Annotated in this window: 9 protein-coding genes; all 9 read left to right on the top strand. The window is 25.9% G+C overall.

Annotation, left to right across the window (positions count from 1 at the left end; translation table 11 throughout):
• Positions 1 to 14: 14 nt before the first annotated feature.
• The gene (locus DIC82_17995) at positions 15 to 1,046 is read left to right on the top strand and encodes a hypothetical protein (GenBank protein ID AWK52769.1); all 1,032 of its coding nucleotides are present in this window, start codon (positions 15 to 17) and stop codon (positions 1,044 to 1,046) included.
• A gap of 46 nt (positions 1,047 to 1,092) precedes the next feature.
• Positions 1,093 to 1,455, top strand: a complete 363-nt coding sequence (locus DIC82_17990; GenBank protein AWK52768.1) for a nucleotide pyrophosphohydrolase — start codon at positions 1,093 to 1,095, stop codon at positions 1,453 to 1,455.
• 1 nt (position 1,456) lies between these two features.
• Positions 1,457 to 3,334, top strand: a complete 1,878-nt coding sequence (locus tag DIC82_17985; GenBank protein AWK52767.1) for a peptidase S24 — start codon at positions 1,457 to 1,459, stop codon at positions 3,332 to 3,334.
• A gap of 134 nt (positions 3,335 to 3,468) precedes the next feature.
• A complete protein-coding gene (locus DIC82_17980; protein AWK52766.1) occupies positions 3,469 to 4,608 on the top strand; it encodes a hypothetical protein in 1,140 nt (379 codons plus the stop codon).
• 160 nt (positions 4,609 to 4,768) lie between these two features.
• Positions 4,769 to 7,753, top strand: coding sequence for a hypothetical protein (locus DIC82_17975; protein AWK52765.1), 2,985 nt, complete (start codon positions 4,769 to 4,771; stop codon positions 7,751 to 7,753).
• A 174-nt stretch (positions 7,754 to 7,927) separates the two neighbouring features.
• The gene (locus tag DIC82_17970; protein ID AWK52764.1) at positions 7,928 to 9,823 is read left to right on the top strand and encodes a peptidase S24; all 1,896 of its coding nucleotides are present in this window, start codon (positions 7,928 to 7,930) and stop codon (positions 9,821 to 9,823) included.
• A 64-nt stretch (positions 9,824 to 9,887) separates the two neighbouring features.
• Positions 9,888 to 11,465 carry a hypothetical protein gene (locus tag DIC82_17965; GenBank protein ID AWK52763.1) on the top strand — a complete coding sequence of 526 codons (1,578 nt, stop codon included), beginning with the start codon at positions 9,888 to 9,890 and terminating at the stop codon, positions 11,463 to 11,465.
• Positions 11,466 to 11,742: 277 nt separating this feature from the next.
• Positions 11,743 to 12,705, top strand: a complete 963-nt coding sequence (locus DIC82_17960; protein AWK52762.1) for a hypothetical protein — start codon at positions 11,743 to 11,745, stop codon at positions 12,703 to 12,705.
• Between the two features lie 101 nt (positions 12,706 to 12,806).
• Positions 12,807 to 13,661 carry a hypothetical protein gene (locus tag DIC82_17955; protein ID AWK52761.1) on the top strand — a complete coding sequence of 285 codons (855 nt, stop codon included), beginning with the start codon at positions 12,807 to 12,809 and terminating at the stop codon, positions 13,659 to 13,661.
• Positions 13,662 to 13,715: the final 54 nt, after the last annotated feature.

Below are 13,715 nucleotides of genomic sequence, written 5' to 3'. Positions count from 1 at the left end.
TGTGGGTGATGAAAATGGTAACGGAAATGTTAAAGGAATATCATAAATTTACTAAAAATGATCATAATCATAGGTATAAATCATGGGAACATTGTTATAATTTCTTTGGCAACCATGAAGAAAACATTGAAAATGATGAGAATTTTGATTATGCATGTTTACATCTAGGCTTTTATTTAGCAAGTTGGGGTATGATGAGAGGATCTTCATTTCTGCTTCAAAAGGATTATAGGATACATAGATATTTTATAAATAATGTGGTGAAAAATAATAAATATAAAAAGTATTTTTGCAACGGAGAAAATAAAATAATTAAACTTGATGATTTTGATGGTATTGATGAAATGATTGAAGATACGATAAGTTCTTATGAAAATAACATTTATGAGGTTAATGGTGAAAGAAAAAGAGTATCTGTAACGGATACATTATGCTCAAAAATATTATTAGGTGTGTATGGAATAATGCCTGCATATGACAGATATTTTGTTAGTGGAATTAAAGCACATGGTTTAAAAAATACAAATTTATGTGAGGAGTCATTAAAAACGTTAGTGAAATTTTATAATGAATTTGTAGATGAATTTACTTCATGTAGAGAATTATTTATTAATGATAGAGTATACTATCCAGCTATGAAGCTTATTGATATGTATTTCTGGCAGATAGGATATATTTTAGAGAACAAAGAACAGTATTCAATAGAACAAATAGAAAAAATTATACAATTTTGTGAATCATACAGTATTAACCATAAGAATGTATATTGCAAAAATAGCAAAAATAGCAAAACTGAAAAAACGATGAATTTAAAAAATGATATAACAGAATGTATATTGAAAATATTAGATGAATCAAAAGAAAATGAAAAATTGTATCTAGATGTTTCTTCAGGTGAAATTCATAAAATAATGGGATTAAAGAATAGGGTTCCATCAGTGTGTAATGCAATGTTAAAAATATATAAATATCCATTTGAAATAATAAAAGATACAGGTAGTGGAATGAGTAGTACTAAGACGTTGCGGTATTATTTTAATAAATAATGATGATGTTAATATTTAGATTTAAAGAAAAAAGAAGGTGTAATATATGGACAACAAAATCAATATTAGTGAGTCAATGGAACTGGTTAAGAAATTTTGTGATGATAGAGATTGGGAGCAATTTCATAATCCAAAGGATTTAGCTATTGGAATATCTACAGAGGCAAATGAATTATTATCATTGTTTAGATTTAAGAATGAAGAGGATATGAAAGAAATATTTGATAATATTAAGAAAAGAGAAGATATAGAGGATGAAACTGCAGATATATTTTTCTTCTTGCTAAGATTTGCTCAAATGAATAATATAGATTTATCAGAAGTATTAAAGAAGAAAATTGAAAAGAATAATAAAAAGTATAATGTAGAAAAATTTAAAGGGTCTAATAAAAAGTATTCGGAGGATTAGTATGAGATTATATTCAGGCACTGCAGAGCAGTTTATATTAGATAATAATAGAAACCATATTGCCGAAAAACTTAAGTTAGGCTTTTTTAGTAAGTTTAGACATGTTCCTTCTGAAAATGAAGTCTTATCTTGGAAGAATTCCTTGAAGGAATTATCTGATATATTTAGTGAAATTGGACTTAAGGACAATGGAGTTTTACTTGAATATCAGTTACCATTAACATCAAAAAGATTAGATTGTATGGTAACTGGTAAGAGCAAAGTTAATATAGATGAAGCTGTAATTATAGAATTAAAACAATGGAGTAAATGTGATAAATCAAATGGTAAGAATGAAGTTGTGACTTGGATTGGTGGAGTTAAAAAAGATGTACTTCATCCATCAGCACAAGTAGGTCAATATATGAGGTATTTAGGAGATACTCATACTGCTTTTAATAGTGGTGAAGAGGATAAAATTATTTTAAGTGCGTGCTCCTATTTGCATAATTATAAATATCAGACTGAAGATGCAATATTAAATGAAAAGTTTAATTCTATAATTAATAACTATCCAATGTTTAGCAATGATGATAAAGAAAAATTAGGAAAATATATTGCTGATAAAGTAGGTAATGGTAAAGGCGTAGAAATACTTAAAAAGGTGGAGAATGGTAAATACAAACCTACGAAAAAGCTTATGAATCATGTATCTAATATAATAAAAGGTACTCCTAAATATATTTTATTAGATGAACAACAAATAGTATATGATAAAGTACTTGCAACCGCTGAAGAATCTTGCAAGAATGATAAAAAGAAAGTATTGATAATTAAAGGTGGTCCAGGTACAGGAAAGTCAGTAGTTGCAATAAATTTAATGGCTGATTTATTAAAGGAAGGTTATGTTACACAATATGCTACAGGATCTAGGGCATTTACTGAAACTTTAAGAACAGTAATAGGAAGCAAAGGATCTTCTGAATTTAAGTATTTTAATAGTTATATGGTAGCAAGTGAAAATATGTTAGATGTCTTAATATGTGATGAAGCTCATAGAATTCGTAAGACAAGTAATAGTAGATTTACTAAAAAGGAAATAAAATCTGACTTAGAGCAGATAGAAGAGTTAATTAGGACAGCAAAAGTAAGTGTATTTTTTATAGATGACAGGCAAGTAGTAAGACCTGATGAAATAGGATCTACAGAGTATATAAAAGAAAAAGCTTTGGAAAAAGGCTGCGAAATATATGAATATGAGCTAAAAGCACAATTTAGATGTGATGGTTCAGATGGGTTTGTAAATTGGATTGATAATACTTTGGGTGTTAGACCTACAGCAAATATTATTTGGAATTGTAATGAAGATAAATTTGATTTTAAAATAGCAAAGTCACCATTAGAACTTGAAAACATGATAAAAGAAAAATCAAAAGAAGGCTATTCCGCAAGAATAGTTGCAGGATTTTGTTGGCCATGGTCAAAAGAACCTAATGAAGATGGTACTTTAAAAAATGATGTGGTAATAGGTGATTTTAAAAGACCTTGGAATGCTCATCCAGATATAAGAAATATAAATACCAATATACCAAAGGCGCCAAAGTGGGCACATGATGAAAATGGAATAAATCAAATTGGATGTATTTATACAGCACAAGGATTTGAATTTGATTATGTGGGAGTAATTGTAGGTAAAGATTTGACTTATGATTTAGATTTGCAGAAGTGGATTGGAAATAAGGAACATTGTGAAGATACTGTTGTAAAAAGATCTAAGGAAAAGCTTGTTGAGTTACTTAAGAATACTTATCGAGTACTTTTATCTAGAGGGATGAAGGGGTGCTATGTTTATTTTGAGGATAGGGATACGGAGAGATTTTTTAAGAGCAGGGTGGAATAACAAAGAAAAAATATATAAACACAAATATTTTAACCATAAATAATTATTTATGGTTATTTTTGTTGAAGAACAAACCAATAGGTGATAGTATACAACTTGTAAGGATAATATTGTAAATTGAAAGAGGTGCAAATATGGAATATATGAAACGTACTTTTAATTCTATAGGGCAAGGTGGATTTTATACAGAAAAATTTAATAATTTCAACATGATATTTGATTGCGGATCAGATACTAATATGGAGGTTATAAGCCAAAAAATTAATGATAGATTTGATGAAAATGAGAAAATTAATGCAATATTTATCTCTCATTTTCATGATGATCATGTAAATGCAATAGAACATTTATTAGATTACTGTAACATTGAAAGAATATTTTTACCATTGCTAACGGAAGAGCAAAAGGTTTTAATGTTACTAGATTCATATTGTAAAGAAGAAAAAGATGAGGAAAAAAAAGAAGGACAATATGATTTCAATAGAAATTTAATTAAAAATCCAGAAGTAGTTCTTGGAAAAACTGAGATTATATATGTGAAACAAGATTCAGTTAATAGTAGTCATAGAGATCAAAGTATTGATATAGAAACAATATATGGCGAAATAGAATCAGGAACTAAAATTACATTTGAAAATGCAGGTGGTTGGGTATTTATACCTTATAATTTTCAAGAAAATGTAAGAGCTAAGCAATTACAAGATGAGATAAATAGAGAAAAGATAGAAATTACAACAATAAATGATTTTGAAATTACTTGGAGAAATAATAAAGATAAAATCATGAAGGCTTACAATTCTATTAAAGGTGATTTAAATACTAATTCTATGGTAATATATTCTGGATTAATTAGCAAAAGTTATGAAACAAAATATAAATTAGAAGCATGTAACAATGTAAAGTGTGGACTTATGGGTGTATGTTTTAAATATGACAAGTATAATAATAATTTGGGATGTTTATATTTAGGAGATTATGATGCAAGTGGTAAAAAATTTGAAAGATTGAAATATAAATATGAAAAATATTGGGACAAGTTAGGGATAATACAGTTACCACATCACGGATCTAAACATAATTTTAATAAAGAATTTTTAGAGTATAAAAAAATTGAATATATAATATCTGCAGGATTTAGAAATAAATTTCATCACCCACATATTGAAGTGGTTAAAGAAATATATTCGGAGGAAAATATAACTTTGCATATTGTTAGTGAATTTAAAGCTAGTGAAGTATATTGCAGAATATCTTGGAATCCAATATGTCATTAACATTTATATATGTGAGTTTGTAAAAAAAATTTAACAGTAGAATTACAAGTTTTATGACTAATAGATATGATATTTGGAATATCACTTGAGGAAAATGCTATAGATTAAAATTTGTAATAATAAAGTTATTTGAAGATTTCGAGTAAAGGAAAAGTATAAAATGGAATTAAAGAAAAAAATAAAAGATATAAGACAAGCAAAAGAAAATAATCGATTGGTAATTTTTGTTGGAGCAGGTGTATCTAAAAATTCTAATATACCAACGTGGGGTGGATTAATTAATGTTTTTGCAGATGAATTAAAATATTATAAATGTGATAAGTGTAATTTTAAAAATGAGATAAAGTGTAGCAATGAATGTTCTGAAAAGTACAATTTTTCTCAAGATGAGTTTTTGAAAATTCCACAATATTATTATGATATTGATAAATCCGAAAATCACACAAAATATAAAAGTATTATCAAAGATACTTTAGGAATAGATGCAGAATCAAATGAAATTAACAATATAATTTTAGAATTACTACCAGATCATATAATAACGACAAACTATGATACGTTGATAGAAAATTGCAATAATCCTAATACTAGATTATATAAGTGTGTATATAAAGATGAAGACTTGTTAAAGCAAAGTAATAATCATTATATTATAAAAATGCATGGGGATATAAATGATTTAGATAGTATAGTATTGAAGGAACAAGATTATATTTCATATTCTCATACCCATGTACTTATAGAAACAAAAATCAAGTCATTGCTTATTGATCATACATTTTTATTTGTAGGATATTCTCTTAATGACTATAATTTAAAATTGATTTTGGGATGGATTGATTATTTAGCTAAAGAAAATAATGTATTTGAAGAAAGACCTAAAAATTATATTATTCAAATAGATAATAAACCAACAGAAAAATATATTGAATCTTATTTGGAAGCAAATAATGTTTATGTTATTAATACATATGAGTTGCCCAAAGAGATAAAAGATAAAAATAAGGATATTAACTTAGATTATTATGGGAAAGAAGTTTATTCTTGTTTAGATTATATTTTAGATTCAACAAATGATTTTTTAGTTGAGCCACTAGTTGACATATTATTAGATCAATTTAGTGTATTTAATGAATTTAAAAGAATATCATATGAAGAATTAACGTCAGTGCATTCATTTAAAGGAACAAAATTAAACGGATATATGATGGAATTTTTTGATGAAAGTGAATACAATGAAATAAAAAAAATAGTAGAATCTAATGGAACAAAAGCGCTTGAAATAAAAGAAATATTAAGACGAACGGGTATTTGGTATATTTACTGTAGTACAAGCGATAAGCTAGATCAAGTTGAGATAACAATCGATGAAGAATACGATATAAATGAAGAATTATTTCTACTATATTTAAATAATGATTATAATGATATTTTAAAGAAAATGTCAATACTCAGAGATGATAAATTGAAAATGTACTACTACTATTTAATAAAGCCAGATGAAATAGAAAGAACAAATGATTATAAAGATATGTTAATTCAAATGAAAAATAAACTATTACATAATAGAAGCATACATGATTTAATAGTTTATACTTTTAATAACATAGCTTATAAAAAAAAGAAATATGAAGAGACAGATAAAGATTGGAAAAAGATTCAAGGGATTATTAATCAACTTTCAGATAAGGAACAAAAAGCTTATAAGTTTATGAAAAAAATTATTTTAGGAATAGAAGAAAATTTACTAAGTCAAAAAAGTTTATTCGAAAAGCATGAAAGTAGATATTTAAATATAGATGGTAGTACATTTTGGGGAAACGCATTAGTAAATCTACTGGAATTACAAGGTTTTGCATATGATTATTATTTTTATTTTAAACTTAATAATTTGACGTTAGATTATTTTTCTAATCCTAAAGAGTATTTTAAATACTATTTGAAAGCTATATTATGTACCTATACACCTAGCAAAAACCAAAAAACAAACATGTACTTTGGGACAGGAACAAAATTAGAAGAATATGAAATAAATGAATTTGATTTAGATATGCTTATTAAATATGTACAATCCAAAGAGTTAAACAATTGGCTTAATATATATAAAGTAAAAGAATTGAAATTATCAAAAGATATTAATAATAAACAAATATTGATAAAATTTAAGAATTACTGTAGTAGTATGATAACATTTAAAAATAGATTTATGTATGATCAACTACACTGCTTTGTTTTAGTGTTAAGCAAACTATTGTTAAATATTGAAGAAAAGAGAACAATTGTACAAGAATTATCTCGATTAATAGAGCAATGTTTAGGTGAATTTAACGGTTTAGTTGTAAATATTTTAGATTCAGTATTGTTAATATGCAAAGAATTTATTAATGATAATATACTAGAATTCAATCAAATACTTGTAAATTTATTAGATTATGATTTGATTAAAGAAGCAAAAGGCAGAAGGGCAATAAATCAATTAGAAAAGATAATAAATTTATTGTGTAAATATAAAAAAGATAATGTATATGAAAAAATAGATAACATTTTTCTAAGCGAGATAGCTATTCAAGAAAAATTTGAAATGTTATTTATGATTAGAAAAAACTTAAGTGATGTGCAAAAAGAAAAATACTATTCTATGCTTATATCATATGATTTTGATTATGTAAATTATAATAATTTATTTTGGTTAATCAATGATAATATATTAAGTTTGGATGAAAGAATAATACAAAAGTATATTAATATAATTGAAAATGAAATAGAGAAAAGAGGAAATGGACATAATATGAGAACATTTCCAGATCATTTAGAAGGCGCAATAGAAAATTGTATAATATTGCATATTATTGGAAAGGTAGAAGATGTGTCGTTTTTAGAAAAATATAAAGAATACTCAATATATTTAAAATTTATTTTTGAACCTAATAATTTTGATTATTCCCAAATAGATATAAATGATTATAGGTGGGAAAACATATTCAAAAATGAAAAATATTTAGATATAATATTAAAAAATAAAAATAATATGAATATAGAAAAATTAAAATTTGCAGTAGAAAATCAATTTGCTACTGAAGATGAGAAGAAAATTTTATATAGGTATTTGTTAACGGATGAAGAGTTTTGGAAATTAAAGAATTAAGTTAATAAAGATAGTACTATGTGTCATAAATGAAAATATGAGTTGAAGATATAAAGACTAGTGATTAATTGAAAGATCACTAGTTTTTCTTTGCATAAATTTGTAATATAATCATTATATTTGGTATAATAAAAATAGTATTTTAAGTATTTTTAGAGAAGAAGAGGAAAATATATGATTTTATATAAAGGAACAGCTAAATCTTTTAGTGAAGACAATAAAAATATTGATATAAGTAGTGGTAGAAAGATTGCAGTAGACAAGCTAATAAATGAATTCGTTGATAAATTTAGAAGAGAGCCAGAGGATGCGGAGATAAGATCCTGGGAGAATTCTCTTAAAGAAATTTCAGAAGTATTTGATGAGGTTGGATTAGTTAAGCAAGGAGTATTTTTAGAGTATCAATTACCTTTAAGTTCTAAAAGGCTTGATTGCATGGTTATTGGAATCAATAAAGAAAATGTTTCAGAAGCAGTTGTAATTGAATTAAAGCAATGGCAAACCTGTGATAAGTCTAATTTAGAGGATGCTGTTGTAACTATGCTTGAAGGAAAGAAAAAATTATTATTGCATCCGTCTGTTCAAGTTGGAAATTATATTGATTATTTGAAGAATGCTACTGATGCATTTAATGAAAATGAAAGTAAGCTTAATTTGAGTGCATGTGTTTATTTACATAATTATATTATTGAAGAAAATGATTCACTTGTAGATTCAAAATTTAATAAAATTATATTTAAATATCCTATATTCGTACAAGCTGATAAGGAAAATATTAAAGATTTCATAAGAGAAAAAGTATCATATGGAGTTAGTAAAGAAATTTTGGAAAAGATAGCTACTCTTAAATTTGAGACTAATAAGAGGTTAAATGATTCTGTAGTAAGCATTATAAAAGGAAACTCAGAGTATGTACTTTTAGATGAACAAAAACTTGCATTTAATACAATAATAGCTGCAGCTGAATCAAGTAAGCCAGGAAAAAAAGTGTTAATAATAAATGGTGGGCCAGGTACAGGAAAATCAGTAATTGCAATTAATATTTTAGCTTATTTTTTAAGGAATAAACGTAAGGTTAATTATGCAACAGGTTCTAAGTGGTTTACTAAAAATTTAAGAGCAATGTTAAAAGGCACAAATGGAGAATATTATTTTAAATATTTCAATCAGTACAATGATTTGGAAGAAGACTCAATGGATATTTTAATATGTGATGAATCTCATAGAATACGAGGGGATAGAGATGGTAGAAGTGGGTTATATCAGATAGAACAATTGATTAGAGCATCCAAAGTAAGTGTATTTTTCATAGATAATAATCAGCATATAAGAGCAAATGAAATAGGAACTTCACAGTATATACGACATTTTGCTAGTAAATATAAGAATGATAATAAATGTGATCTTACTATTTGGGAAACAAACCTAGAAGCTCAGTTTAGGTGTGGTGGAATGGATGGCTTTATTAATTGGATTGATAATACTTTAGATATTGAAAAGACAGCTAATATACTATGGAAATCCAATGAAGAAGGATTTGATTTTAAAATATGCTCATCTCCAGAAGAAATTGATAATTTAATTAGAAAAAAAGCTGAAGAGGGATATAAATCAAGAATGATGGCAGGATTCTGTTGGCCATGGAATGAAGAAGGAAATAAAGATGGTACGTTAGCTAACGATGTTAAGATTGATGACTATGAAAGACCTTGGAATCCTAGCGATAAAGGCAACTATAAAGTAAAACAGAATTTTGATATTCCTAAACCAGAATTATGGGCTACGGATTCTAAAGGAATAGACCAAATAGGTTGTGTTTATACAGTTCAGGGATTTGAATTTGATTATGTTGGTGTCATTTTTGGCAATGACCTTTTATATGATGAAGGATGGCAAGTAAATAAAGATAATTCATATGATCCTATGCTTAAGAAATCTTCTGATGAAGAGTTTATGAAGTCACTTAAAAATATTTATAGGGTTCTTTTAAGTAGAGGAATTAAAGGTTGTTATGTATATTTTATGGACAAGGATACTGAAAGATTTTTTAAGAGTAGGATTGAAGATTAAAGATCATAACTTATAAATAAAAAGGATTAAATATTTTCTATTTAATAGAATTGAGGGAAAAAGAATGAATAATATAAATAAAAAACAAAATAATTTTCTTATACTAAGGATAGTATTTATAGGAATATTGGCAGGAACAGTATTTATCTTCATATGTGGGAAATCGATTTTGAGTTTATATGGATTAACAATTCAAGATGTTGATAGCTCTATTGGTGGATATGTTTCATCATTATTAGGTGCTATTGCTGGCGTAGTACTAACTATGACAGGTACTTTGTTATTAGGAATGTACCAAAAAAAAGAAGAAAAGGAAGCAGAACGAAGAGAAAAAGAAGACGAGAAAAAAGAAAAAGCAATTTTGTTATATTATGATTTACAAGTTTTATTTAGGAAAATTACATGTAGATATTGGATGAATAATATAGAAAAAAACAACATCAGTATAGAAGACCAATTATATAAGGATTTAGATAGTATTTTCAAAGATATAAACAATGAATCATTTCAAGAACTCTTATCTAATACAGAAAGAGTTAAGATTATAACATCATTAAATATTCAAAACGAACAAAATAAATTAAAGTTTATAAATTTCTTATCGTCAGATAAATTGAAGTTTTTACAGGATATAAACTATAATTTATTAAAAAATTACAACGAATGCAGAAAAATATATAATGAAGCATATAATTATTTGAAAAAGATAAATACATATATAAATTTATATAAATATGATAGAGATGAATTTGATTCACGATATGATAATCCGCTATTAAATCAAATAACAATATGTTTAGATTTATATTTAAAGGATTTTTTTATGGAAGAAGCTGAAAAACAAGGAACGAAAGTTGGAAATGCTGTTCCAGTAGTAAATGAAAATGGTGAAATTTTTTCAATATTTTATGATGACGAATATTTTGAGTATGATAGCCTAAGTTTAGCTATTGATTATTATAAAAATGATGAAAAATCTAATGAAAATGAAGAAAATAATTTAGAAGATCAATATAGAGAATTTAAAAAGACAAATAATGAAAAAATCAAAGAAAAAGTACATAAATATAGAAAAGATTTAATAAAAAATATTGAGTTAGATGATACTTTTGATGAAGTTATAAGAATGATAAAACTAGATAATGAATACTTCTGGAAAACTACAAATAACGAGGAGAATTATTTTGAAAAAATTATAAAATTTAATAATAAGGAAGATAAATTTAGAAAGTTAAATAATATATCATCCTATTTAGAAGATGCATTTTTACATGGTAAGGAAAAAAATGTTTCAAACATAATAGTGGCAGTAGAAAATGGAAAAGCACAATATATAGAAGTTGAACTTTGTAAAGAAGTAATACAATATAGGAAAAAAGAGTATTTTGAAAAATGCAATAACTGGGATAAAATTTGTGAACTTTTTGATTATGATATAGCAGAATCAATCTTTTTTGCTGGCAGACATATCGAATATATTAGTAATAAAGATAACCTAGAGTTTGTTTTGTTCCCTAAATTTAAAGAATGTATACTTCCGGATAATATAGAAAATATTGCAAAAGAATTGTATTCTAAAGATATAAAAGAAATTTTTGGGGTTTTAAAAGAAATAAAAGAAATTGCTGAAATTGAAGGTTAGAAACAGTAATTAATTATTGAAGAAGTAAAATAGAATCTTTTGAATAAACAACAAAATAGCTATAAAATGTAAAGTTAATTACATTTTATAGCTATTTTGTTGTTTAGAGACATTATGTGTAATATAATGAAAGTAGTGTTTTAAGTATTTGCAGTTATACAAATTATTTACATGTGTTATAGATCCTAAAGGAATAGACCAAATAGGATGTGTATTTTGTGGACAAGGATACAGAACGATTCTTTAAAAGCATGATAGAAAAGAGAGGGGATTCCACATGATGTTATATTGTTTTACTGGTAGTGATAAAATTTCGCAGGAAAATTTAAAAAAAACTATATATAATAAAATACAACTTAATAAATATACAGAATATTTAACAGATAGGGAAAAAGACGATTTAAAGTCATTAGGTCTGTTGGATGGATGTCATATGTGGGGAGCAGAACCAGGTCCAAGTAATGAATCAAGATGGGGAAGAGTTGAGATTGGAGATAGAATAATAGGGTATTCTCAAAAGAAGTTTATCTGTTATGGCCAGATAGTATATAAAATACATAACACAAATTTAGCAGAAGCAGTTTGGGGAATATCAAAGAAAGGAACTACATGGGAATATATTAATGTGTTTGGATATCTTCAATATGTTGATGTTTCAATAGCAAACTACAATGAATTTTTTGGATATGAAGATAATTATAAACCCCAAGGATTTACAAATGTTAATTCTGGACTAATTAGAAAAACTGAAGAGAAATATGGATCGATTGATAAATCTATTTCAATATTATGTAATAGTCCAGTAAATGTTATAGCAGATAATGTAAGAAATGAAATTTCTAAATTAGGCGAAGTAGAATTAGAGAGTTCTATACTTAATATGAGTAAGAAACAATTTATAGAATATATAAAATCACTTGATTCATCAGCTTCTGTTGAGGTTGTTAAAAAGTGTGTAAACGTAAGAAAATATAATAAAAAGTTAATTGATGATATGAAAGTTAGAGCAAAAGGAAAGTGCCAGATATGTGAAGCAGGTAATGACCATGAAGTATCTATTGCAGAAGCACATCATATCAAAATATTTTCCTTAACACAGAACAATGAACCTGAAAATATTTTGATATTGTGTCCAAACCATCATAGGTTAATTCATAAAACAAAAGCAATTATTAATATAGATAAAGCTGAAATAGATTATAGAGATGGTAAAACTGAAGAGTATACAAAAATAGTTTAATAAGAACTTTTATTTTTTACTTTTGATATTATATTTAACATTAAATAAATAGGTATTTACAGTATATTAGGTATAAAATGTATAAGAAAGGTTGAGATTAGATGGAGTCAAAAAACAATTATTATGATACAAATAATAAAAGTATATCAGAGATAAGATTTTTGCCTATGGATAGCAAGGAAGAATTTAAGACGTATAAAGAAGCAATAGAATTTTTATCTAAAACAATGCCAAATAGAAATGGAAAATATGGATATAGATCAAATAAGATGACTTGTAAAGAGGGAAGTTTAGTACTTTTTCAGTATGATGCAAAACTTATTGCAAGTGCTAGATTTTTAGAAAATATAAAATATGAAAAGCCAATTGTGTATTCAGAAAAAGATATAAGTAAGGGATATTATATATTTGATGTTAGTAGTATACAAATTTTTGAAGAACCAATAACTGCAGCTGAATATTTTAATATTGATAATACATTTAAGAATTTCAATCAAAGTACAAGAATAACTGATTTAATACATTTAAAAAAAGTAATAGATCTAATCAACAGTAAAGTAAAGAATTTTGAGTATTCAGATAATACAATATTACCAGAAGAAATTGAAGACGATAAATGTATTCCTGAGGGCGCAAAGAAGCAGGTCACAGTAAATGCATATGAACGTAGCAAAGAAGCAAGAGAGGCTTGTATAGAGCATTACAAAAAAATAAATAACGGTAAAATTAAATGTGAAATTTGTGGCTTTGAATTTTCAGATGCTTATGGTGAAGAATTCAAGAATAAAATTCATATTCATCATATAATTGAATTATCAGAGATAGGTGAAGAGTATATAGTTAATCCAATTGATGATTTACTACCAGTATGCCCTAATTGCCATATGATTTTACATAGTAAGAGACCAGCATATACTCCTGATCAAGTAAGAAATTATATTGAAACAGCAAAATGAAGTTGTATAGAAGAACTATATATTTAAGATTTCTAGAGAATATGAGGTGTAGAG

This window comes from Clostridium beijerinckii, assembly GCA_003129525.1.
Lineage (GTDB): Bacteria > Bacillota > Clostridia > Clostridiales > Clostridiaceae > Clostridium > Clostridium beijerinckii_D.
This window is presented reverse-complemented; position numbering and strand designations above follow the sequence as displayed.

What these genes read in the sequence shown, in the direction of transcription:
- DIC82_17995 (AWK52769.1), top strand. Translation starts at nt 15, where the DNA reads ATGGTAACGGAAATGTTAAAGGAATATCATAAATTTACTAAAAATGAT.
- DIC82_17955 (AWK52761.1), top strand. Translation starts at nt 12,807, where the DNA reads ATGGAGTCAAAAAACAATTATTATGATACAAATAATAAAAGTATATCA.
- DIC82_17990 (AWK52768.1), top strand. Translation starts at nt 1,093, where the DNA reads ATGGACAACAAAATCAATATTAGTGAGTCAATGGAACTGGTTAAGAAA.
- DIC82_17985 (AWK52767.1), top strand. Translation starts at nt 1,457, where the DNA reads ATGAGATTATATTCAGGCACTGCAGAGCAGTTTATATTAGATAATAAT.
- DIC82_17980 (AWK52766.1), top strand. Translation starts at nt 3,469, where the DNA reads ATGGAATATATGAAACGTACTTTTAATTCTATAGGGCAAGGTGGATTT.
- DIC82_17975 (AWK52765.1), top strand. Translation starts at nt 4,769, where the DNA reads ATGGAATTAAAGAAAAAAATAAAAGATATAAGACAAGCAAAAGAAAAT.
- DIC82_17970 (AWK52764.1), top strand. Translation starts at nt 7,928, where the DNA reads ATGATTTTATATAAAGGAACAGCTAAATCTTTTAGTGAAGACAATAAA.
- DIC82_17965 (AWK52763.1), top strand. Translation starts at nt 9,888, where the DNA reads ATGAATAATATAAATAAAAAACAAAATAATTTTCTTATACTAAGGATA.
- DIC82_17960 (AWK52762.1), top strand. Translation starts at nt 11,743, where the DNA reads ATGATGTTATATTGTTTTACTGGTAGTGATAAAATTTCGCAGGAAAAT.